We start from the raw sequence: 23663 nt of genomic DNA on the forward strand, positions 1-23663 counted from the left end.
CAACCGTCTTTCCAGTCCGTCAGGCCAACCTCAGCTGCGCCGGTGAAGGGGTATTTACGGATTAGACTCCCTACCCGCAAGCGGAAAATGAACAAAAACTATTAAAAATGCAGATTGCAAAATTAATTATTTATTTTCAGATTGTTAGCAACTCACGATCAAGCGGAAGTGCGCCAAAATCGTCGGAAACACAGACGGGGTTCCGCACTTTATCGCCTTGTTCACAATGTTACTCACAGACTCGCTTCCGAGTCAGGCAGAATCTGCTGTGTTGGACTGGAGTGACAGGCTTGGAATCGGCAACCGGAGGGTAAGAAGGATGACGATAGCTGCCAAATAGATCAGCGGCTCGATCTGAAACCCTTTTGCCAGCATCACATAATGCAGGCCACCCAGCAAAGCGGCCGGGTACACCAGCCAATGCAGCCTGCGCCAACGCGGCCCCAGATGGCGCACCGACCAGTTGTTGGATGTTACCGTCAGAGGCAACAGCAAAAGAAACGCCCCCATTCCAACTGTAATATAAGGACGCTTGAGAATATCCGCCCAAATCTGGCTGGGAAGCTGTACGTCCAGAACCAGCCAGACAAGGAGATGCAGGCTGACATATACAAAAGTCAGCACGCCAATGGCCCGACGGAACTTCATCAGGTTCAAGCCCACAAATCGGCGCAAAGATGTGATGGCCAGGCCGGCAATCAGCAATTGTAACGCCAGTTCGCCATAGCGGTGCTCCAGCGCCTCAATCGGTTCGATCCCCAAACCGCCAGTCAGGCCAAGATAGAACAGCCAGGGCGCAGGCAGCACCCCCATCAAATAAACAGCCCATACCGGAACACGCCGGAGTGTCTGATTGATGGCTTGCATGATTCTAGTAATTCCTGGCCAGATCCATACCTTCATAAAGGCTGGCGACTTCTTCTTCATAACCGTTGAACATCAGCGTCGGTTTACGCGAGGCAAACAAGCCGCCGCCGATTTCACGTTCAGAGGCTTGTGACCAGCGCGGATGATCCACGTTCGGGTTTACATTGCTATAAAACCCGTATTCTCGCGAATTGGCCATATTCCAACTGGTGGGCGGCTCTTCTTCAGCAAGCGTGATGCGGACAATCGACTTGATCGATTTAAACCCGTATTTCCACGGCACGACCAGACGCAAAGGCGCGCCGTTCTGATTTGGGATCGGCTTGTTATAGATACCAGTGGCCATGATCGTAAGCGGATGCATCGCCTCATCCAGGCGCAAACCCTCGCGATAGGGCCATTCCAGAATTGGATAGCGTGTTCCCGGCATCTCATCCGGGCGGTGGGCCGTTTCGAACGCCACGTATTTCGCGCCCTCTTTAATCCCTGCCATGTTCAGAAGATCGGCCAATTCGAACCCGTTCCATGGAATGACCATCGACCAGGCTTCAACGCAACGGAAGCGATAGATGCGTTCTTCGATCGTCATCTCGGACAGGATGTCCTTGAAATCATACTCACCGGGACGATCGACCAGACCGTCAATCTTGACGCTCCAGGGTTCGGTCACCAGCGTATGTGCATATTTCGCCGGATCATCTTTTCCGGTCCCGAACTCATAGTAGTTGTTGTAACTCGTGATCTCTTCCCACGTGTTCGGCTCCAGCGCATCCTGCGCCGCAGCTGGTCGACCCATTGCCGCCAAACCAACACCCACCATCCCGGCCATGACCTGCCGCCGGTTCAGGAACGCCGCCCGTGGGGTGACGTTGGCATGTGTCAATGTATTGGTCCAACGATGCGCCATCTGGGTCTCCGTCATATTCGTTTGTCATTACAGATTTAGTGTGCTGATAGCACAGACCCATGGAAACAGGCGTCACGTTTGAGCGACGTGATTGTAACGTTCCGGTTGGCGACAGGCCCAGACAGGCGGACTGTGCCGCGCTTTGCCCGTTTTCGACGGTCGTCACGACCTGAGCCAACTCGCGGTGCTCGAACATTACGCCGGGCATATACGTTTTACTCAGAGCTGGCTCTGAAAGGAGAATTACAGCCGGGTAGCCTGCCTGCAGTCTTTACAACTGCAGGTCCAAAACTGCACTCTGTCCGACAGGCACCATACGCGATCAACAGTGTGGCGGGCCTGTTTTTGCAGCCTCGTGGCCGCAATGGGAGGACAAAAATGTGTGATATCTGTGTAATGAACGCCGTAAAAGACAGGATGCTGTCCCGGCGCGGGTTCTTCAAAGCTGCTGCGGCATCGGGTGTTGCGGCTGCCGCAACCGGAGCAATGGCACCGGCCGCACTGGCCGCGGGGCATGGCGGTGCCCAAGACATGACCCACACGCTCAGCCCGGAGTTCCCGACCTGGGGCGGAGAGCCGGGTATCTCGGCTGAACAGGCATTCAATTTCGCGGAACACGGATTCAATCTGTTCAATTTGTCGATTAATGAGCATACGGGCACGCATATAGATGCCCCACTGCACTTTTCTGCGGATGGAGCTTCAGTCGATGAAATCCCGGTCTCAGATCTGGTTGCACCACTTTGCGTGGTCGATATCGCGGCCCGCGCAGCAGAAGACGCCGATACGCGTTTAACCCCTGATGACCTGAAAGCCTGGATAGCCACCAACGGTGACATCCCCGACGGGGCCTGCGTCGCCATGCACTCGGGATGGGCAGGCAAAACCGCTACGGATAAGTTCCGCAATTTCGACGGCGAAGCGCAGCATTACCCAGGCTTTCACGTTGAAGCTGCGCAGATGCTGATGGAGGAAACCGGGGCGCGGTCAATTGCCGTTGACACCTTGTCACTGGATCACGGCATGTCCGCGGACTTCGCCACCCATTATGCCTGGTTGCCTTCTGGCCGGTTCGGGATCGAATGCCTGGCCAATCTGGACCGGGTACCCGCGACGGGCGCGACACTTGTTATTGGCGCACCGAAACACGCTGGCGGCACCGGAGGTCCGGCGCGGATACTTGCGCTGATCTGACCTAACTGACGTACGGCGAAACTGGCCCGCTTTCTTCAGTGGGCCAGTTTCCTTCTGCGCATTCCATGAGTGGTAGGCACTGAGAGAAAGCCAGCCAATGGGCAAGACCAAATCTGATACCACACGGCGATATGATACCGCTGCACCAAAATGGCGGGATAAGATGCGTGCTCTTGGTTATTACGATGCGTATCTTGGTTTTCTGTCAGCAAGTCAGCTCGCACCAGAGCATAACAATCGGGTTGTTGATATCGGTGCCGGAACCGCCTCGTTTGCAGAAGCATGGGTCGCTGTTCATGGGTCACCCGTCGAAGTAACCCTTCTCGAACCCAGTCAAGCCATGTTGAAACAGGGTCAAAGCGCGTTACAGGCGCGGGGTGTCGAGCCAAGACTTGTGCAGGGCTTTTTAGGGTCTGTCGTTCTGGAACCCGCTGATGTGGCACTGGCTGCGCATGTCATCGAACATTGCCCCGATCCGTTGCGCGCACTTGAGCAGATTCACGATTTGATGCGCCCTAGTGGTCGTTTGTATCTGGTGGTGTCAAAGCCGCATTGGTGCAATGCGATCATCTGGCTGCAATGGCGCCATCGCACATTCGGCAGAGAAGAAATTCTGGGACTATTGCACAAAGCTGGCTTCGAATGCGAAGGTGAGCACTCATTTCCCGCAGGCCCACCATCCCGGACAAGCCGGGGAATTTTGGCGCGTCGGAGAACGTAGATTCAGACAAATAAAGACCCGCCAATACGGCGGGTCTTCCGTTTGTGCCTAAGTCAATGCACCACTGCATCATCCGGGCGGGGCCGTTCCGACGTCCCTAACCGGTCACCGATGATCAAGCCATCAGCCCCGGCGGTGACCGGAACGACCTCACCATCCTTGATATCACCAGCCAGCAGCGCTTCGGCCAGCGGGTTCTGCAGGGCGCGCTGAATCACGCGTTTCAGCGGGCGGGCTCCGAAGACAGGGTCATAGCCTTCGTTGGCCAGCCATTCCTTGGCGCCATCGTCCAGGGCCAGCTCGATCTTGCGGGCCGCCAGGCGTTTTTGCAGACGCGCCATCTGGATATCGACGATGCCATCCATATCGGCCCGCTTGAGCCGGTCAAAGATGATTGTTTCGTCCAGACGGTTCAGGAACTCGGGCCGGAAATGTGCCCGCACCGCATCCATCACGTCACGGCGGGCCTGCGCGCTGTCCGCGCCATCGGGCAACTGGCTGAGCGCCTGAGAGCCGAGGTTCGACGTCAGAATGATCAGCGTCTGCTTGAAGTCCACGGTGCGGCCCTGACCATCGGTCAGCACACCGTCATCCAGAACCTGCAACAGCACGTTGAACACATCCGGGTGGGCCTTTTCGACCTCGTCAAACAGCACGACCTGATAGGGCCTGCGCCGCACGGCTTCGGTCAGCACACCGCCTTCGTCATAACCGACATAGCCCGGAGGGGCACCGATCAGACGGGCAACCGCGTGTTTCTCCATAAACTCGGACATGTCGATGCGCACCATCGCGTTGTCGTCGTCGAACAGGAAGCTCGCCACGGCCTTGGTCAGCTCGGTCTTACCCACGCCGGTCGGTCCGAGGAACAGGAACGATCCCAGTGGGCGGCCTTCGTCATTCAGACCCGCTCGCGCACGGCGCACGGCGTTGGCGACAGCAGTCACCGCTGCATCCTGACCAATCACGCGGGAATGCAGAGCGTCTTCCATCCGCAACAGCTTCTCGCGCTCACCTTCCAGCATTTTCGAGGTCGGGATACCGGTCCAGCGTTCCACGACAGAAGCAATCTGTTCAGGGCGCACCGTTTCCTCGGCCATCATACCATTGCTTTCGGCGTTCTCGGCCTCGGTCAGCTTTTTCTCAAGCTCGGGGATGACGCCATAGGACAGTTCCCCCGCTTTGGCGAGGTTGCCTTCACGCTTGGCGATCTCAAGATCAGCGCGCGCCTTGTCGAGCTGTTCCTTCAGGTCACGGGCACCCGCCAGCTTGTCGCGTTCAGCCTGCCATTGCGCTGTCATCTCGGCGGATCGTTCCTGCAAATCGGCCAGGTCCTTTTGCAAGGTTTCCAGACGATCTTTCGAGGCCGCGTCATCTTCAAGCTTCAGTGCCTCTTCCTCGATCTGCATCTGGAGGATGTTCCGGTCGAGTTGATCGAGTTCTTCGGGCTTGCTGTCGACCTCCATCCGCAAACGCGATGCGGCCTCGTCGACAAGGTCGATCGCTTTGTCGGGCAGAAAACGGTCAGTGATATAGCGGTGCGACAGGGTCGCCGCTGAAACAAGCGCTGAATCCGAGATGCGCACACCGTGGTGCAGTTCGTACTTTTCCTTGATGCCGCGCAGGATGCTGATCGTATCTTCGACCGTCGGCTCCTGTACCATTACAGGCTGGAACCGGCGCGCAAGGGCTGCGTCTTTTTCCACGTATTTGCGGTACTCGTCCAGCGTGGTCGCACCGATACAATGCAGCTCGCCGCGGGCAAGCGCAGGCTTGATCAGGTTGGCCGCATCCATTGCACCATCAGATTTCCCGGCACCGACCAGCGTATGCATTTCGTCGATGAACAGGATGATTTCACCCGCAGCTTCAGTCACCTCGGTCAGAACGGCCTTGAGGCGTTCTTCGAACTCACCGCGGTATTTCGCGCCAGCAATCAGCGCGCCCATGTCGAGCGCCAGCAGCTTCTTGTCCTTCAACGATTCCGGCACATCTCCGTTGATGATACGCAGGGCCATACCCTCGGCAATCGCGGTCTTACCGACGCCAGGTTCACCAATCAGAACCGGGTTGTTCTTGGTGCGACGCGACAGAACCTGCATCGAGCGGCGGATTTCCTCATCCCGACCGATGATCGGATCAATTTTGCCTTCGGCTGCAGCCTCGGTCAGGTCACGCGCGTACTTCTTGAGCGCGTCATAGCCTTCTTCCGCCGACGCGCTGTCAGCGGTGCGACCCTTGCGGATGTCGTTAATCGCTTCGTTCAGTTTTTGCGCTGATACGGCTCCGGCGTCCAATGCATCCTTGGCCTTGGACTTCACCATGCACAGCGCCATCAGAACACGTTCAACCGGCACGAAACTGTCGCCTGCCTTTGAGGCTATCTTTGCGGCCTCGTCCAGGACTTTGACAGTCTGGCCATCCATGTAAATCTGGCTCGCGTCACCGCTGACCTTGGGGATTTTCCCCATCGCAGTGTCCAGCGCCTCAACCACGCGGCTCGGCGCGCCGCCCGCGCGTGTGATCAGGTTGCTGGCCAACCCCTGATCGTCATCCATCAGTGCTTTGAGTATATGCGTGGGCTCCAGCCTCTGGTGCCCCTCGCGCAGCGCAATGGTCTGCGCAGCCTGCACGAATCCCCGTGCCCGCTCGGTGAACTTGTTCAAGTCCATGATATTCTCCTTTTCCAAGCGCCCCGTTATGACATGCCCGCCTGGCAGCACATATCGGTCGAAGCCTCACATTCAATCTGGGAAATATCTTCGGTGGTTCAAGAGGCTAAAACACAGAAATCGACCTATTCGCGCTGGATGGTATAGACTGTATAACCACCGGTCTCGGCGACCTGAACGGCACCCAGATCATTCACCAAAGTTTGGGCTGCCGCACTTCCCGTCGGGCAAGAGACCAGATCTGCGGTATGGTCCAGGAAATTGCCGGTAAACGCCGTTTCACCAGTAAGTTGACACCAATCACCCTCAGACCTGTAACCACCAACCAAACGCAAATCGTCATTGGTCGGCACAGGTGCAGCCCCGGTCTCTGGTGTTTCGGGTGGCGTGTCATTACACGCGGCCAGTGCAATCAACGCGCCCAGCAGAAACAGATATTTCATTTTTTACCCCTTATTTTGAATTCAAGTTTTCAATACAGAGCACGATAACACGAATTGAAGCTGCCTGCGCGGCTTAGCAGATGGACAGAGCGGCCCGAAGCCGCTAGGACGCAGACGTTTGCCAAAAAGGAGCGCCCCCATGTCCGATGACCGCCTGATCGTAGCCCTTGATGTTCCCAACGCTCTGCAGGGGTTGGCCATGGCTGAACGTTTGGGGGACAGCGTTTCTTTCTACAAAATCGGGCTGGGTATGCTGACCGGTGGCGGGTTGGCATTGGCCAACGAGCTGAAACAGGACCACGGCAAGCGCATCTTCCTGGACATGAAATTGTTCGACATTGGCAATACTGTAGAGAATGCCGTTCGGGGATTGGCGCAATTCGATCTGGATTTTCTGACCGTGCATGGTGACCCTCATGTGGTGCGCGCCGCCAAAGAAGGTGCTGCGGGTAAAGACCTGAAGATCCTCGCCGTGACCATCCTGACCTCGCTGAACCGCGACGATTTGGACGCAAGTCTTCTGAAATCTGGCGATGTGCAGGACTTGGTTGTCGAACGCGCGGCCAAAGCCTTTGAAGCCGGAGCTGATGGCGTTATCGCCAGCCCGCAGGAAGCCGCCCTAATCCGTGCTCTGCCACAGGCTGAAGGGCGTCTGATTGTAACCCCTGGTGTGCGCCCGGCTGGCGCAGCGCTTGGTGATCAGAAACGTGTAGCCACCCCGGCAAGCGCCATTCAGGATGGCGCGGATCACATCGTAGTTGGCCGCCCGATTTATCAGGCAAAAGACCCAAGAGCCGCTGCTGAGGCCGTTCTTTCCGAATTAAATTCTCTCAAGGTATGCTAAGACCACTTGGTCATTTCAGGTGGGTTTTGCGTTGGATTTTCCGCGCAACAAGTTGACCTAAGGTCACTTTTTGACGAAACCGCGCCAAATCGTCTCTGTGCCAGAAAACACACATTCAAAACCCGAGTTTTCTCGGCACAACCTTCATCCTATCGAAACTAATGATTTTCAGGGATTCTGAAGGGGAAATACTCCCCTACGAACCGCTTCTTCCTGAGGTTCGTTACTTCCCCCCCGCGATGTGCGGGGGGTCTTCTTTTCAAATCATCCCATGCCAGCAGGGCCTTTGATCCAGGATCACAGGTGATATAAAGAACTTCCAAGCCAACTGCGGAACGCATGAGGACGCAGATGCCCGGTCTTTGCCGAGATTGCCTGACCACATTGTCAAACGAACAACGCTGTACTGCCTGTGGCAGTCCGCGGGTAAAGACTCACTCGGAACTGTTTGACCTGTCGATTGCCCATATGGATTGTGACGCCTTCTATGCCTCGGTGGAGAAACGTGACAACCCTGAACTGGCGGACAAACCGGTTATCATTGGCGGCGGCAGGCGCGGCGTTGTTTCAACTGCCTGCTACGTTGCCCGTATTCGCGGTGTCCGGTCGGCCATGCCCATGTTCAAGGCGTTGCAACTCTGCCCCGAAGCCGTCGTGATCAAGCCGCGCATGTCCGTCTACGCCCAGGTGTCGCGCGACATCCGCGCCATGATGGATGAATTGACACCCGTGGTCGAACCCCTGTCGCTGGACGAAGCCTTCATGGACCTGTCGGGAACCGAACGTTTGCATGGCGCGCCACCGGCCGTCATGCTGGCGCGTCTGGTCAAGCGCATGAAGGATGAAATCGGTGTCACCGGCTCAATCGGGTTAAGTCACAACAAGTTTTTGGCCAAGGTCGCATCGGACCTCGACAAACCGCGCGGGTTTTCAGTCATCGGCAAGGCGGAAACGGCAGAGTTTCTGAACGACAAACCCGTACGGTTGATCTGGGGTATTGGCCCGGCTGCGCAGGAAGCGCTGGACCAGGCCGGGATCAGAACTTTCAGTGATTTGCTGCGTTGGGATCAGGAGGCACTTACCGCACGGTTCGGTTCAATGGGATATCGCCTGTGGCACTTGGCCCGGGGTCAGGACAAGCGACGCGTATCAGCGCATGAGCCGATGAAATCCATCAGCAACGAGACGACATTTTTCGAAGACACGTCGAGCCTTGATATTCTGGACGGCCATTTGTGGCGCATGGCCTTGAAAGTGTCGGACCGCGCCAAGGCAAAGGATCTGGCAGGTCGGGTTGTCACGTTGAAACTGAAGAAAGCCAATCACAAGATCCTGACGCGGCGCGTGTCCTTGCGGGATGCGACACAGATTGCCGACCGGATTTACCGCACGGCCCGGGGCCTGTTCGATCAGGTTGGCGATCAGGGGCCGTATCGGTTGTTGGGCTGTGGTTTGTCTGACCTTTGCCCGGCGGATCAGGCGGATATTTCCGGCGACCTGCTGGATCCGGATGCTGCCCGCAGATCAAAGGCCGAACGGGCCACGGACGAGATTCGCCAGCGGTTCGGGGCCGAAGCAATCATGAAGGGCCGTGCGCTGCGCTGATATTATTCCGCCGCCAGACGCTCTGGGCTCGCACCCAGGCTGGAAATCTCCCGAACCACCTGCCTGAGCAGCCTCGAGAACGCCATGAAATTGGCATTGGGCGCGATTTTTTCTTCGTCCATATATAAAGCGCGATCGATCTCGATCTGAACGGCGTGCTGCTGGCGACCGGGACGACCATAGGTTTGTGTCACATATGCCCCGGCAAAAGGCGCATTGCGCGCCACGTTGAGACCCGCTGCCGCAAAAGCCGCTTCAATGAGGTCCACAACCTCAGAGGATGCGGACGCGCCAAACCGGTCGCCCAACACGATCTCGGGCCGCCTTCCGCGCGCAGTGCCTGCCATGGCCACCGCCTCGTGCGGCATCGAGTGGCAGTCCACCAGAATTGCCTGTCCGAACATCTCATGTGATTCGGCCAGCAGGGATTTCAACCGCGCATGATAAGGGCGCCAATAAGTGTCGATGCGCAGCCGCGCTTCGTCCATGGTGAGTTTGCCGCGATAAATTGCCCGACCGTTGGCTACCACGCGGGGAATCACCCCGAGCCCTGACGCAACCCTTGGATTATGCCCGAGCCTGCGGGCACCGCTGATCAAGGCCGGGTCAAGCTCATCCAGACTGCGGTTCAAATCCAGATAGGCGCGTGGCATGGCCGCCTTGATCAAAGGGGCACCGTTTTCAGCGGCGGGCGCGAACAACTGATCAACAAAAGCGTCTTCTGAGGATCGAATCACGCTCCGATTCAATACGGACCGGTTCAGAAAAGCCTCAGGATACTCCCGCCCGCTGTGTGGAGATGAAAAAACCACGCACGAGGTGCGGTTTTCGGGCATATCCAATACATAGGCTGCGCTTTGCATGATCCCTCCGTGTTCGTAATCAACATAGACCGGAAAAATTGTTCTTCCAAACCCCTTGAACCCATTTGCGACTCCTTTTATAGACCCGCTACCGGCGCGGGGATCCGCGCCCCATTTCGTTATGGGGCAAGGCACGCAAAGGGAAAGTGGGCGGTTAGCTCAGCGGTAGAGCACTTCGTTGACATCGAAGGGGTCACAAGTTCGATCCTTGTACCGCCCACCATGATTTCACTGTTCCGGTTTTCCGGGACACCCGAGTAACCCAGGCGCTGGCCACGTCCTTGATGAAGGCGCCGCAGATTGGAGACAGACCATGAAGGTCAGGAACTCGCTCCGCTCGCTCAAGAACCGGCACCGTGACTGCCGGATTGTGCGTCGCAAAGGCCGCGTCTACGTGATCAACAAGACGCAGCGCAAGTTCAAAGCGCGTCAGGGCTAAGAACTGCACATCACTGCTTAAAGAAACCGCACCTTCGGGTGCGGTTTTTTTGTTCCGCGATACACTGGTCGAAGGTTTGGTTGTTTTCAGGAAATTCGACAGTACGGTCGCGACCTTTTGACCGAGTAAATCAGTCGGATTTACTTGCATCCCGCCCAGAATCATATAATTGAGAAAATCAGTCGGATTAATGACCGGCCCGAAATTCAATTGTTGAGGCACACTATGCTGAAATCCACGACCTGCCTGGCCGCCGCGCTGTCGGCTCTGATCGCAACCTCTGCCGCCGCCGAAGGCGAGCTGAACCTTTATTCGTCGCGCCACTATGACACCGACGAACGGCTGTATACCGACTTTGAAGACGCAACCGGCATCAAGATCAACAGGATCGAAGGCAAAGCGGATGAACTGATTGCCCGGATGGAAGCGGAAGGCGCAAACTCACCTGCCGACGTGATGCTGACCGTGGACACGTCGCGCCTGGCACGAGCCAAGAACGCAGGTATCCTGCAATCGATCGACAGCGCAAAACTGGAAGAGCGCATTCCAGCCAACCTGCAGGACAGCGACAATCAGTGGTTTGGTTTCTCGCAACGCGGTCGGATCATCTTTTTCGACAAGGAAAACGTGACCAACCCGCCGGCCACCTACGCTGATCTGGCCAAACCGGAATACAAGGGAATGGTTTGTATCCGGTCTTCGACCAACACCTACAACCAGACCCTGCTGGCGTCGATCATCACACACGAAGGCACTGAGGCCGCCAAGTCCTGGGCCGAGGGTGTTGTCGCCAACATGGCGCGTGACCCGCAGGGCGGTGACACCGACCAGTTGCGCGGCATCGTTTCGGGCGAGTGTGACATCGCGGTTTCGAACACCTACTATTTCGCCCGTTCCATTCGCACAGACGTCAAAGGCTTGTCCGCAGACCGCGACGTGATCGGCTGGGTCTTTCCGAACCAGGACAGCTATGGCGCGCATATGAATCTATCCGGTGGTGGGGTCGCCGCGCACGCACCCAACAAGGAAAACGCGATCCTATTCCTTGAGTATCTGGCCAGCGATCAGGCGCAGAAATACTTCTCGGCGGGCAATGACGAGTTCCCGGCTGTTCCAAATGTCGAACTGGCCGAGTCCGTCAAGGCGTTGGGTGAATTCAAGGCCGACGACGTGAACCTTTCAGACGTTGCAAAGAACATCCCCGAAGCGCAGAAGATCTTTAACGAAGTTGGCTGGAAGTAATCTTTCTTAGCGCTGACTTATTGAAAAGGATGCGGATTGTCCGCATCCTTTTTCGTTGATATATGATATTTGTTAGTGTACTTTCTCATATATGAGAAATTTTTTCACTGTAGTGTAATGCCTGACACCCTGTCAAACCGCCTTGCCAATCGCCTGAGCGAGCTGCGCCGCGGGCGCGGTTGGTCTTTGGATTACCTTGCCGAACACAGCAAAATCAGCCGCGCCACCTTGTCCCGTATGGAAAAAGGGGATGTCAGCCCAACAGCCGACAACCTAGGCCGTCTGTGCGCTGCATACGATCTGCCGATCTCACGCCTGCTGATGATGGTTGAAGACAGCTTTGACCCCAAGGTTCCATTCGAACACCAGACCGAGTGGCGCGACCCCGAAACCGGCTTCACCCGCCGTGCTGTTTCACCACCTGCAAATGGATTGAACGCCGAGGTTCTGGAATGCCACCTACCCCGGGACACGGTTATCACCTACGAAGTGCCTCCTAAATCGGGGCAAGAGCATCATCTGATCTTAGTGGACGGAGCGCTTACCCTGACGGTCGATGGAGCACCCCACGCGCTGAACGCCGGGGATTGCCTGCGCTACCATCTGTCGGGACCGACCCGGTTTGAAACAGGGGCGTCGCGTGGCGCACGTTACCTGCTGGTGCTTATATGATCACGTGCCTGACCGAAAACGATTTTGACGCGGCCCTAGACGACCTGGCAGAAATCCTGCATGCCTGTGTTCATGATGGGGCCAGCATAGGTTTCATACTTCCGTTTACCCTGAATGATGCGCGTGCGTACTGGCAACAAAACGTACAGCCCGGTCTTAGGTCAGGTAAGCTGGACTTGTTCGTTTCGTATGACGGATCCCGCATTGCAGGCACCGTCCAACTGATCCCGGCGGCAATGCCCAACCAACCCCACCGCGCCGACGTGGCGAAACTTCTGGTCCACCCCAACGCCAGACGGCGGGGGTTAGGCCGATCCCTGATGAATGCGCTTGTTCTTCGGGCGCGAGAGGTGGGGCGCACGGTGCTAGTACTTGATACGCGCAGCACCGATCCCTCGCGGCTGCTTTATCAAAGCCTCGGGTTTCAGATCGCGGGGGAAATACCGAATTACTGCCGGAACCCATTTGAACCACAGTTCGAGCCCACAACCTATATGTACAAAAACCTTGACCCTTGAAAAGACGCAGCCCCCGCTACTCGGCGGCGGTTACCTTTTCGGGAAACTTGTTCGGCAACAGCCCGAGGCGGCGCGCACGACGAACATCTGCCAGCAGGTCCCGTTCGGCGGCCTCAAACAACTCTTCAGGGTCATCCAGAACAAAATACCCCATCTGGTGCATGTCGATCCGGTAGGGTGTTCGCAGAATCGTAAGAACGTCAAATGGGTCACGATCGGGTATGTCGCTGGTCACGGCATAGACCAGTTCTGTCGGCGACGACGCCAACCCTGAACCCAGCGCCTTGATCTGACCGTTCTGGCGGCGCAGGCCAAACTCGATCGAAAACCAGTAGAGCCTGATCAACCAGGCATAATCCGCGTCATCTGCCTGCTTTCCGGCTAGCCCGATGGCGTGGCTGAACGCGGCAAAACGCGGATCACTTAACAACGGGGTATGTCCGAATATCTCATGAAAGATATCCGGCTCTTCGATATAGTCGAAATCTTCCCGGGAGCGGATGAAAGAGGCGGCCGGAAAAACCCGATCCGCCAGCATCCCGAAAAACGTCTTGAACCCGATCAGCGCCGGAACTGGCTGCACCCGCCAGCCGGTCAGGTCCAGCAGCCGTTTAGAAATATCTGCACAAGAAGGCACTTTTGCCTTCGGTAGGTCCAGCCGCGCCAAACCGCTTAGGTATTCCGGCGCCATATAGCGCCGTACGTTTTCTTCCTGTGCCGCATAAAGATCAGCCCAGACCGCATTCTCTTCGTCTGTGTAGGTAATGTGGCCATATTCATCCGCCAGTTTGGCGACATATTTGGTCGATTCGGGCATCATCATCCTCCTGCATGAGATCAGGATACCTCAACTCACATGGAGAATTTGTTTTGATATTCTGAGTATCGCCCATATTATGAACGAAACACTCCGAGATATTGCCATTTGCGGGCCAAATGCTTCACCCTGCCGACATTGATATTTTGCGAGAGCTTCAGGCCAGTGGACGCGTGTCCATGCAGGAATTGGCCGACCGGACCGGGTTGTCGGCCTCGCAATGTTGGCGCCGCGTCCGTGACCTAGAATCGTCCGGGGTGGTTTCAGGGTATCGCGCGCAGGTTTCTGCCAAGGCAGTCGGCCTGAACGCCATTGCCTATGTCCACGTCGCGCTGAAGGACCATCAGGAGAACAGCATCTCGGCGTTTCTTCGTCTGGTCGAGACCGAGCCGCAAATCGTCGAGTGCGCCTCGATCACCGGGGATCACGACTTTATCCTGAAGGTTTACGCCAAAAACCCTGAGGATCTTGAGGTCTTCATCATGCAGCGCCTGTTGAAATCAGGGCTGGTCCGCGACACCCGCAGCAACTTTGTGCTTCGCCAGACCAAGACCCGCGGCCCTTTACCCATTCTTTGACAGGGTCCACCGAAACGGAACCTGAGCGGCTCTGTTAGCGGCTTAACCCATCCTTTCAAAGACGTGGTGTTGAAGGGCGGGGTGTGTCACTCAGTTGGAAAAGCCCGACCACCATTTATTGGCGGCCGGGCTTACAAGGATCAAAACGTCTTCAGAAGTGAGCCGATTTCGCGGTCGCGGGCTTTTCCATCGGCGGCGCGAACTTGGTCAAATCGATCCCCTTTACTGCCGACTTGTATTCCTCGGCAGTTGGGGTGCGGCCCAAAATGGCCGAGAGCACGACAACCGGTGTCGACGCAAGCAGGGACTCACCCTTTTTCTCATCGGAGTCTTCGACAACACGACCCTGGAACAGGCGCGTGGATGTCGCCAGAACGGTATCGCCTTTTGCAGCCTTTTCCTGGTTCCCCATGCAAAGGTTACAGCCGGGCCGCTCAAGGTACAGGATATTTTCATATTCCGTGCGTGCCTTGTTTTTCGGAAACAGATCGTCGAATTCAAAGCCCGAGTATTTCTGAAGAATGCTCCACTCGCCTTCTTCTTTCAGCTCATCGATGATGTTGTAGGTCGGTGCTGCGACAACCAGCGGGGCCTTGAATTCGACAGTGCCCTGTTCCTCTTCAAGGTTCTTAAGCATCTGCGAGACGATAATCAGATCGCCCTTGTGCACCATGCACGACCCGACAAAGCCCAGATCAACCTTCTTTTCACCCTTGTAGTAGGAAACCGGGCGGATAGTGTCGTGCGTGTAACGCTTTGATACGTCAGCGTTGTTCACATCCGGGTCGGCTATCATCGGTTCGTCGATCTCATCCAGATCAACGACGAGCTCTGCAAAATACTTGGCGTTTTCATCGGGTTTCAGGGCCGGCTTTTCACCCGACCTGATCTCCGCGATCCGCGCATTCGCCTTGTCGATCAGACCTTGCAGCGTCTGGGCTTCGTTTTCCATACCCTTGTCGATCATGATCTGGATGCGGCCTTTGGCGATTTCCAGAGATTCAATCAGCGTGTCATCTTCGGAAATACAGATCGAAGCCTTGGCCTTCATCTCGGCCGTCCAGTCGGTGAATGTGAACGCCTGATCCGCCAGCAAGGTGCCGATATGAACTTCGATGATCCGGCCCTGGAAGACGTTGTCACCGAATGTCTTCAACATCTGCGACTGGGTGGCGTGAACCACGTCGCGGAAATCCATATGGTCTGCCATCTGGCCCTTGAAGGTCACCTTCACCGATTCAGGGATCGGCATCGTGGCTTCACCGGTGGCCAGCGCCAGCGCAACGGTGCCCGAATCCGCTCCAAACGCTACGCCCTTGGACATGCGGGTGTGCGAGTCGCCGCCAATGATGATGGCCCAGTCATCCACGGTGATGTCGTTCAGCACCTTGTGGATTACGTCTGTCATCGAATGGTAAACACCCTTGGGATCACGCGCAGTGATCAGGCCAAAGCTGTTCATGAACTTCATCAGTTTGGGTATGTTCGCCTGCGCCTTTGCGTCCCAAACTGACGCTGTGTGGCACCCGGACTGATATGCGCCATCAACGATGGGCGAGATCACGGTTGCCGCCATGGCTTCCAGCTCCTGCGCCGTCATCAGGCCGGTGGTGTCTTGCGACCCAACGATATTGACCTTCACCCGAGCATCCGAGCCCGCGTGCAGAACCTTTCCGTCAGCCACGCCAACCGCGTTTTTGTTGAAGATCTTCTCGACAGCTGTCAGGCCCTGACCCTCGTGCGAGATTTCCTTGGACGGAGCAAATGCAGATTCCAGCGCAACGCCAAGGGTTTCGGCCGCAAAGGTCTGCAGCTTCTTGCCAAAGACAATAGCGTAAGAGCCGCCAGCCTTGATGAATTCGACCTTTTGCGGCGTGAAGGACGACGATACATCGACAAGCTCTTTATCGCCTGCTTCGTTGTAAAGCTTCTTGTCCTTTGTGTTGATGGTCAGAACGGTTCCGGTCTCGACCGAGTATTTCTGTTCAAGGACAGGACTTTCGTCGTTGTTCAGGATCGGGTTGCCGTCGTCATCCAGCTTTTTGACCCAGTTCTTCAGGTCAATGCCGATACCTCCGGTCACGCCAACGGTGGTCAGAAAGATCGGTGAGATTCCGTTTGTTCCCGCGACAACTGGTGCGATGTTCACAAAGGGAACATAAGGGCTGGCTTGCGTTCCGGTCCACAAGGCGACGTTGTTGACGCCGGACATGCGCGACGACCCGACGCCCATTGTCCCTTTTTCGGCGACCAGCATGACACGTTTGTCCGGGTGTTGTTTCTGCAAATCCTGAATCTCGGCCTGTGCCGCCGGTGTGATCATGCATTTTCCATGCAGTTCCCGATCCGCACGAGAATGCGCCTGATTACCGGGCGACAGAAGGTCGGTGGAAATGTCTCCTTCGGCCGCGACATAGGTCACAACCTTGATTTCCTCTTCGATGTCAGGCAGCCGGGTAAAGAACTCGGCCTTGGCATAGCTTTCCAGAATGTCCTTTGCGATCGCGTTTCCGGCCTCAAAAGCAGACTTGAGGCGCTGGGTATCCGCATCATACAGGAACACCTGCGTTTTCAGCACCTCTGCCGCCTGACTTGCGATCGACGCATCATCGCCCAGCGCCAGATCCAGCAGAACCTCGACCGAGGGGCCGCCTTTCATATGTGACAACAACTCGAACGCGAAGGCCTGCGAGATTTCTTCGACCGAGGCTTCACCCAGTATGATCTCTTTCAGGAACCGCGCCTTTTCACCAGCTGCGCTGGTTGTACCCGGCAGCGTGTTATAGATGAAATAGGACAAAGACTCGGCGCGGTGAACGTTGTCCACATCTTTGATTTGTTCAATGACTTCCTGAAGCAGCGCACCGTCTTCAATGGGTTTGGGGTGCAAACCTTGCTCTTTGCGCGTCTCGATCTCGTTCAGGTATTCTGTATATAGGCTCATGACGGTTCCGACCATTTAGCTGGTGCGCTGGCAGGTAATAAACCAGCGCCTTAATTTTGTATGCCGCGGTATACTAAATGCTCACAACTTGCAAGACACTCTCCTGCGACCCTGTGTCCTGATCGAGGATGTATCTGTCGAAATACCTGTCCGTCATGCGTGATTTGTCTGTCGCGGCCAATTGGTATCAGCACACTGGTACCCTAGCCCCCAGTGGCGGAAATCAGTTCCTTGGCCAGTGGCAAGGGTGAGTAACCCAGCCGAGACGGTGCCAATCCCAATCGCAAAATCACCATATCATGAGAGGGGAAGATTCCAATGGACTGTCCATCATGCCCCCGCAACCAGACCGCATCTTCAAAAGGTGGCACATCTCCGGGTGCTTCCAGCCAAAGGTGGCCCTTGGCATATTTGCCATCCGAAGCCGCTTATCGCTGACTCATGCCCTCGGCACACGGCAAACGAACTTTACGATACAAATCCACGGTGAAGATCCTCCCTCCCTCCGTCAAAAGAAAGGGCAAAGCTGGACGACTTATTCGCCGCCCGCAGCAGGGTCATCCCGCCGCTACTGTGGCAGGCTTTCTCACCGCCGTTCTCATGGTCGTCCGCCTCAGTGGAGCTGAACCTGTAGGTCGCTGCCTGTGCTCGCAGGAAGTGATCATATGCTCCTAGCATATACGGGCGCTTGTGGGCAGAACGAGATCGATCTTAACCTGTCTTATGCTTGGTGCAATTGAAGCTACAACGTTCTCAGAAATTTGACCCTGGAGGTCAAAAACATCGTCGCGCTTGCCATCGTATCGATCCGCCCAGACATGCGATCCGGTTTGCGCGCCAATCAGCTTTCCAGTCACACCCAACCGGTTACCAACTCCACAATCAGAACCCTCCAGCACGTAGCGGACACCAAGTTCACGGCCTATACGACGCACATCAACAGAAAGCCCTTTGTAAGAAAAAGAAGAGTTTTGGGCGACTACGAATGTCCAGGGCACTCTGGACAAGCTGGTAATAATGTCTTCGGTAATACCTTCTGCGAAATAGTCCTGCTCTGCGTCAGACGGCAGATTTTCAAACGCAATACGGCCACGGGAGGTTTGTCAGGGCGAGATTGAGCTGCTGGGCGCGTGGTGACGAATGAAGTCTGAACAGAGTAGGCTGTCACAGTGCGCGCGATATTCTTCAAGTATTGCGATCCTATTTCTGCGAACGCAATATCCACCTTACCTATGACGTCTTCGTATACCCCCATTGAAACGATAATGCCTACGGGAGGAGCCAGACCTTCCAGCCGGGCCGCGATGTTGACGCCGTCACCAAGAACATCACCGTTGTCATCAAAAACATCACCCGCGTGAATTCCCATACGAAATTGAACCTCCGGGATTTGCCCGCGTGCCGCGTTCCGCTCAACCATCTGACGCTGCATCGTTTCCGCACACGCCACCGCATCCAAAACCGAAGAAAACTATGCAAAAAACCGTCACCGGTCTTTTTGAACAGGCGCCCGCCATTCAATCCGATATACGGCTCCAGCGCTCTAAAGTGACCCTTGTTAGCGTGCAAAGCGGCTTGCTCGTCAGTACTGACAGCGCGCTATAGTCAACAATGTCAGCTGCGAGTATTGCCGCTAGGTGTCGTTCCAAACAAAAACCCTCCCGCGCATCCATTTTAAAGAAGTGTCACAAGGATATTAGGGGCTTCTCGTACAAATCGCTTAGGCTACGTCTCGAAAGTCGGCCGCACGATAAGGCACAATCAGTTCAGAAATCGGCGCCAGGATACCGCGTTTGCGAAGTGGGTCTACACTCATGTCGAGTAGGAGTTCATCGTGATAGTGGAACATGTGAAGCAGAAGTGTGGCGGAACGTCCCGGCCCTTCTGGCATCCATGATTGTTTCCAGGACTTTAGCGCATCGATATCGCTTTGCATGGCCTCAGCATCCGGTAGGAGCACACGACCTGCAACGACTTCCGCAAGCCATTTGGCCTGAAGCGCGAAGGTCGTCACACTCATGAAGGAGGACGCCCGACCCACGAATGCAAGGTTTGGCACCGAGGGGTGTAGGACATGCCGGTATAAATAGAACCCATCCGGCCCATCATCCAAAGAGTTGAGTATCGACTTCGGTAGATATGGGTAGCCGGTCTTCCAGCCCGTGCCGAAGACGACACAATCGACCTCAAGAGAATCCCCATCCGCAAGGTCGATTCCGCTGGAAGAGAATGCACTCACACCTGTTCGATGTGCAGAAATCTTACCAGATCGGATAAAGTCGATGAGCTCAGGACGTGGAACCATAGTTACTTCCGTAAACGCGTCGAATTCGACAGGCGTCTCAGGCATCAGGGTCTCACCACGTGCGATTTGCGTTCGCAATCGTTGCTGGGTACTGAGCAGCAGTTCTACGATACGCCAGAACAGCCAGGGCAACGGATATCCTATTGAGTGGATAGCGCGCACGATTGGGCTGGGTCTCACATACGGAGGGATCAGGGCTGCAACAAGGCGTGTCAGCATTCCCCATTTGAAAGGAAGAACACCCAGCAATTTGCGCGGAACAGGCCAGTGTGCGGTTCGGAATACGAGGTGAACCTTTTCCGCGACACCCACAGCCGAACCCGCTATATCTGTGGCACTTTTTCCGTAACCGATTACAGCGACACGACGACCTTTGAGTTGCGATATGTCTTTAAATTCGCTGGCGTGAAGGACTTCTCCTCCAAAATCTTCACGTTTGGGAATGTTCGGGACATTTGGTGTCTCTGAATAGAGCCCGGTTGCAACGACAACGAGATCGACTTCAACATCTTCAGATCCTTCGGAGCCACTAACCTCAAGTAACCACCCGTCAGTTTTGCGCTCAATCAAGGTGACGCGGGTGCCTAACCGTAAGCACTCTCGTATTCCGAAATGATCGCAATAATCCTCCAGATACTCTCGAAAGACCGGCCCCGGAGTGAAATGAGACGCTTCTTCGGAAAGCGGAAAATCCGGGAACTCGTACAGGTCCTTTTGCACCTGAACGCCAAAATCGTGGTATCCATCCGCCCAGACACCACCAAGGTACGGATTGCGATCAAAAACAGTGCAGTGGATCCCAACCCTCGTCAGGCATTTTGCAGTAGCAAGCCCGGAAACCCCCGCACCAATGATAGCGGCGGTTTTTACCTCCCCTACTTTCATGCCTCAGTTCCCCGTCGCAAAATTCGCGTTAAGCCCAAGAGAACGACACCCACAAGCCAGAGCGCCAGAACATAGGCACCGAACACAGTCCATAGCGCCCATACCCACAGGCCTTGCCAAATTGTCTTTGCTTGATTTAACCCGGTCTGACCGAGGCGAGAACGCAAAATGAACAACATATTGAGAAGCCCAATCGCAGCGCCGATTGCTGTTCCAATCCAAAAGAAATCGCCCATAACAGCCCCCCAAGGCGATATCAGGATATCACGAAATCACAGTTTTAGAAAGCAAGGCGACCATTGGCGCTTTTGAAATCACAGACGGCATCGAAGTCGCCGTTGCCGTCATGCCCCTGAGAACTCGTTCAAAATCTTAGCTTGCCCGTTCGTACCAAGATTGTCCCTACAGCCTGTTTCAATGAGCTATTGGAGGAAGCCGCAGCAGCACTTGGTAGCGAGATTGGTGTCAGGAAGATACACGTCGACAAACTTTGCAAAGTCTGCTTTCTGCGCATCGCAGACCTTAGCGAGAATCCAAGCAAAAAGGCCGCATGGAAACCAAGGTTCCTTAGGGAGGCCCTTTGCGAGATCGCGCAACGCAAAGGGCCATTACCGCAACGACTAAGCCAAAAACTGATTGAATTCATCACTAAGGCAGACAATCGCGCAGCGCAAAACTATGGGCAAACTACGCAAACTTATGGGGTATGCGAAGTGTTATGCGCAAACCTACAAACCGTGTAGGTGCGCTCATAACGCTGCATTCCCAACATTGATTTCATTGAAGAAAATCTTGGAAGCTTGCCCATAACTCTGCGCGGTATTTGCGCATAACTTTGCACGATTTGCCCATAAGTTTGCGTGCCACAGAGAACCCATCGAACAAACAGGCTCTCAGGCTTTTATACGGTGCCCAAATGCAGTTTACTCCCAATCGCCAGCTGACGAGCGCCATGTCTTGCTTTCCGCATCCCAAACATTGGCTGTGACGCAAGGGGTTGGGTTTATTCCGCCGCAATTGGATCCATGAATATCTGCGACGACAACGCGTTGGCGCCCAAAATCAACGACTGTCCAGCCTTGGTTGAGCAAGGAGTGCACCTCTTCGCTAACCCAAAAGTGCGACATGCATCCGCCAGTTCCGCAGTAAAGAGATGCGGCGCTCGAACACGCAAAACCAGCCTCATTCAGAACCCAGTCGCGTTGTAGATCTCCGTCGAGATCGACCCTTTCAACCGCGCCCCAGGCTATGTCAAACTGACCATCGTTGAACTCCGCGCAGGCTCGTGCCGCCAGATCAACCTTCGCCTGCAAACCGGACGGAAGTTGCGATACATCAGCCGCGACAGCTGGTGAGGTCCAAACAAGGCCCGAAGCAAGCATAACTCCGGCGAGCAAACATTTCATCTGACGCGCTATTTGGGAAGCTGGTTGGAAGGAGGTATCAATTGCACTGATCATACCTATAGTCCCCATATTCCAGCCAGTTTGCCGAGCCTTCGCTAAAAATCAGAAACTCGGACCTGTCCTCCCCAAGCAGGGCGACGACAAATCCGGCGGGCGGCACAGAGTTTCCAAAGTAACTGTAGGCCGTCATGGCTCTGATCGACTCGCCGTTGACCGTTACTCGCGCGTCCCACTCCCCCTCCGGGTTGTCCAGAATTACATATTCGATCTGGCGTTTTATCGCTCCGCCACCACAATAGACAATGCCTTCGGGTGCTTCGTAGGAGGCCCACTGGCTAGCACCTGAATCGCAGGCAGAACGAAGGGACCGAATTGCCGCGCCGGAACCTTTCAAGTCAAAGATCCCGTAGCTTACATCTTGATCAATCATCGACAGATTAACTGTTGCATTGGCCGCAAGCTGGTCCAGTACAAAACCATAGTCCTCTTGACTATTGAAACTGACCTCGACGGGATAGTTGTCGACGATCTGCATGGCAGCGTTTTCTGCGCCAACCTGAAATGCACCAACCTCGGTGGTGCCGTTCTTCAAAAAACGAATGGAGAGCCCCTGCTTTTCCACGATGTCCTGGCTATCCTCATATCCAGCCGGAGCAAAGCGGATACGATTACACTGAAGCTCCAGCGTCATGTTTCCGGTCTGAATAAAGGCATTGGGGTTGGGCCCGGAACTGAACGACCACTCCGCCGATGCCGTGGTTGCTATTACTATCATTAGCGCTCCAATGGAAATCGTCTTGAAACTCATTTTCTCTCTCCATTTTGTTGCGTTTCGCACTTTCATTCAGCAGAGAATCCGGCCCGCCGCCCCGGCCACCAGATCAGGAATCAGGTGCGCCGTATTCGTTTGCGCCTTCTTCCGAAGGTCGTGTCAGCCACCAGATCATCAAGATGGACAGAACCAATTGAAGAATTGAGACAACAACAATACCGGTTACGCCCAGGACTGCGGCGGGTCCTCGTAATGCATCGGGGTTTTCGGTCCCTTGCTCCAACACCGAGAAGAACGCCACCCCACCCAACATAACAAAAAGCGTTGTAATGCTGAGCGCCATCGGCAGCAGCAAATACCAGCCAGGTCGTCCTGTATCATGCAGCCTCCGCCAACCGGCGGCCAGCATAGGTATGATAACTGCAAGTTGGAAAACAAAGGACAGAACCCGAGATCCTTGCCCCGTTTCGGGGTTGGTCCCGAATATGATCGTATCCAGCACAGCTAAAGCAGCACTCACGAGAACCACAAACAAGAAGAACCACCAGTATTCTGAGCGTATAGCCCGACCGGAGAACTGGAAGTATTTCGAGAAACACGTTTTAACGGCTTCAACAAACCCCATTTTCAATCCTTTCTTAGTTTCTGTGCGAACTCAGAACGCGTCGCCGACCCAAAAGAACACATTCTCCCTTATGAGTGCTCCCACCTACCTTTTTGTTTAAAAGCAGAAGCCTATCGTACGAGAGCGTAAAGAAGTTTACAAAAAAATATTGATTTATGAAGAATAAGATTCAAACATTCGAATTCGACACAACTTTATTTTACCTCCGTTGTGGTCGCTGCTGCTCGCTGTGCCGAGCCCTTCCGACTGCTGGAGTGAGTGCTGGCGGTCGGAAGGCCTTCTACATTGATCGAGCGTTGGGAGGACGCGATGCTTGGACTTAACGAACTAGCCCTCCCTCCAGA

General features: G+C 55.2%; 22 protein-coding genes and 1 tRNA gene. 10 read left to right on the forward strand and 13 right to left on the reverse strand.

All coding sequences use genetic code 11. The features are described from left to right. Positions 1-252: 252 nt before the first annotated feature. Both msrQ and msrP read right to left on the reverse strand, forming a co-directional pair. Positions 253-867, reverse strand: coding sequence for a protein-methionine-sulfoxide reductase heme-binding subunit MsrQ (msrQ, locus tag ACR0AM_RS20320; protein ID WP_480623860.1), 615 nt, complete (start codon positions 865-867; stop codon positions 253-255). A gap of 4 nt (positions 868-871) precedes the next feature. After that, complete coding sequence (gene msrP / locus ACR0AM_RS20325) at positions 872-1774, reverse strand: protein-methionine-sulfoxide reductase catalytic subunit MsrP (RefSeq protein ID WP_480623861.1); 903 nt, start codon at positions 1772-1774, stop codon at positions 872-874. Positions 1775-2152: 378 nt separating this feature from the next. On the opposite strand from msrP, the gene ACR0AM_RS20330 reads away from it, so the two are divergent. Both ACR0AM_RS20330 and ACR0AM_RS20335 read left to right on the forward strand, forming a co-directional pair. Further along, positions 2153-2968, forward strand: a complete 816-nt coding sequence (locus ACR0AM_RS20330) for a cyclase family protein (RefSeq protein WP_480623862.1) — start codon at positions 2153-2155, stop codon at positions 2966-2968. A gap of 97 nt (positions 2969-3065) precedes the next feature. Beyond that, the gene (locus ACR0AM_RS20335) at positions 3066-3689 is read left to right on the forward strand and encodes a class I SAM-dependent methyltransferase (protein WP_480607480.1); all 624 of its coding nucleotides are present in this window, start codon (positions 3066-3068) and stop codon (positions 3687-3689) included. Between the two features lie 53 nt (positions 3690-3742). On the opposite strand, the gene clpB is transcribed toward ACR0AM_RS20335, so the two are convergent. Next, positions 3743-6361 (reverse strand): ATP-dependent chaperone ClpB, encoded by a 2619-nt coding sequence (gene clpB, locus ACR0AM_RS20340; RefSeq protein WP_480623863.1) that lies wholly within the window; start codon positions 6359-6361, stop codon positions 3743-3745. Positions 6362-6486: 125 nt separating this feature from the next. Next, the gene (locus ACR0AM_RS20345) at positions 6487-6804 is read right to left on the reverse strand and encodes a hypothetical protein (RefSeq protein ID WP_480623864.1); all 318 of its coding nucleotides are present in this window, start codon (positions 6802-6804) and stop codon (positions 6487-6489) included. 139 nt (positions 6805-6943) lie between these two features. On the opposite strand from ACR0AM_RS20345, the gene pyrF reads away from it, so the two are divergent. Further along, complete coding sequence (gene pyrF / locus ACR0AM_RS20350; RefSeq protein ID WP_480623865.1) at positions 6944-7648, forward strand: orotidine-5'-phosphate decarboxylase; 705 nt, start codon at positions 6944-6946, stop codon at positions 7646-7648. A gap of 351 nt (positions 7649-7999) precedes the next feature. Continuing rightward, on the forward strand, positions 8000-9253 hold the full coding sequence (locus tag ACR0AM_RS20355) for a DNA polymerase IV (protein ID WP_480623866.1): 1254 nt from the start codon (positions 8000-8002) through the stop codon (positions 9251-9253). A 2-nt stretch (positions 9254-9255) separates the two neighbouring features. Here ACR0AM_RS20355 and ACR0AM_RS20360 read toward each other — a convergent pair whose 3' ends face one another. Further along, positions 9256-10116 carry an N-formylglutamate amidohydrolase gene (locus ACR0AM_RS20360; protein WP_480623867.1) on the reverse strand — a complete coding sequence of 287 codons (861 nt, stop codon included), beginning with the start codon at positions 10114-10116 and terminating at the stop codon, positions 9256-9258. A gap of 148 nt (positions 10117-10264) precedes the next feature. On the opposite strand from ACR0AM_RS20360, the gene ACR0AM_RS20365 reads away from it, so the two are divergent. The 5 genes from ACR0AM_RS20365 to ACR0AM_RS20385 all read left to right on the forward strand — a co-directional run bounded on the left by ACR0AM_RS20365 (position 10265) and on the right by ACR0AM_RS20385 (position 12987). Then, positions 10265-10339, forward strand: a tRNA-Val gene (locus ACR0AM_RS20365). Between the two features lie 90 nt (positions 10340-10429). Further along, a complete protein-coding gene (gene ykgO, locus ACR0AM_RS20370; protein ID WP_085868787.1) occupies positions 10430-10555 on the forward strand; it encodes a type B 50S ribosomal protein L36 in 126 nt (41 codons plus the stop codon). Positions 10556-10780: 225 nt separating this feature from the next. Continuing rightward, the gene (locus ACR0AM_RS20375; protein WP_480623868.1) at positions 10781-11797 is read left to right on the forward strand and encodes a Fe(3+) ABC transporter substrate-binding protein; all 1017 of its coding nucleotides are present in this window, start codon (positions 10781-10783) and stop codon (positions 11795-11797) included. 117 nt (positions 11798-11914) lie between these two features. Beyond that, on the forward strand, positions 11915-12469 hold the full coding sequence (locus tag ACR0AM_RS20380; protein WP_480623869.1) for a helix-turn-helix domain-containing protein: 555 nt from the start codon (positions 11915-11917) through the stop codon (positions 12467-12469). Then, a complete protein-coding gene (locus tag ACR0AM_RS20385) occupies positions 12466-12987 on the forward strand; it encodes an N-acetyltransferase family protein (protein ID WP_480623870.1) in 522 nt (173 codons plus the stop codon). Before ACR0AM_RS20380 ends, ACR0AM_RS20385 begins: the two co-directional genes overlap by 4 nt. Positions 12988-13003: 16 nt before the next feature. Here ACR0AM_RS20385 and ACR0AM_RS20390 read toward each other — a convergent pair whose 3' ends face one another. Continuing rightward, positions 13004-13804: a phenylalanine 4-monooxygenase gene (locus ACR0AM_RS20390; protein ID WP_480623871.1), complete on the reverse strand. Its 801-nt coding sequence runs from the start codon at positions 13802-13804 to the stop codon at positions 13004-13006. A gap of 119 nt (positions 13805-13923) precedes the next feature. Here ACR0AM_RS20390 and ACR0AM_RS20395 point away from each other — a divergent pair, with 119 nt between their 5' ends. Then, positions 13924-14382, forward strand: a complete 459-nt coding sequence (locus ACR0AM_RS20395; RefSeq protein WP_480623872.1) for an Lrp/AsnC family transcriptional regulator — start codon at positions 13924-13926, stop codon at positions 14380-14382. A gap of 151 nt (positions 14383-14533) precedes the next feature. On the opposite strand, the gene ACR0AM_RS20400 is transcribed toward ACR0AM_RS20395, so the two are convergent. The 7 genes from ACR0AM_RS20400 to ACR0AM_RS20430 form a co-directional block, all read right to left on the reverse strand. Then, positions 14534-17326 carry a bifunctional aconitate hydratase 2/2-methylisocitrate dehydratase gene (locus ACR0AM_RS20400; RefSeq protein ID WP_480623873.1) on the reverse strand — a complete coding sequence of 931 codons (2793 nt, stop codon included), beginning with the start codon at positions 17324-17326 and terminating at the stop codon, positions 14534-14536. Between the two features lie 979 nt (positions 17327-18305). Continuing rightward, positions 18306-18758: an adenylate/guanylate cyclase domain-containing protein gene (locus ACR0AM_RS20405; protein WP_480607468.1), complete on the reverse strand. Its 453-nt coding sequence runs from the start codon at positions 18756-18758 to the stop codon at positions 18306-18308. Positions 18759-19046: 288 nt separating this feature from the next. Beyond that, positions 19047-20516 carry a flavin-containing monooxygenase gene (locus ACR0AM_RS20410; RefSeq protein ID WP_480555936.1) on the reverse strand — a complete coding sequence of 490 codons (1470 nt, stop codon included), beginning with the start codon at positions 20514-20516 and terminating at the stop codon, positions 19047-19049. Beyond that, positions 20513-20752, reverse strand: coding sequence for a hypothetical protein (locus tag ACR0AM_RS20415; protein WP_480521193.1), 240 nt, complete (start codon positions 20750-20752; stop codon positions 20513-20515). Before ACR0AM_RS20415 ends, ACR0AM_RS20410 begins: the two co-directional genes overlap by 4 nt. 687 nt (positions 20753-21439) lie before the next feature. Further along, positions 21440-21976: a hypothetical protein gene (locus ACR0AM_RS20420; protein WP_480474856.1), complete on the reverse strand. Its 537-nt coding sequence runs from the start codon at positions 21974-21976 to the stop codon at positions 21440-21442. Then, the gene (locus tag ACR0AM_RS20425) at positions 21960-22730 is read right to left on the reverse strand and encodes a hypothetical protein (protein WP_480623874.1); all 771 of its coding nucleotides are present in this window, start codon (positions 22728-22730) and stop codon (positions 21960-21962) included. The genes ACR0AM_RS20420 and ACR0AM_RS20425 overlap by 17 nt, the downstream gene beginning before the upstream one ends. A gap of 73 nt (positions 22731-22803) precedes the next feature. Further along, positions 22804-23319: a DUF805 domain-containing protein gene (locus ACR0AM_RS20430; protein ID WP_480474854.1), complete on the reverse strand. Its 516-nt coding sequence runs from the start codon at positions 23317-23319 to the stop codon at positions 22804-22806. Positions 23320-23663: the final 344 nt, after the last annotated feature.

The sequence above is a fragment of the Ruegeria sp. AD9 genome (assembly GCF_056542305.1).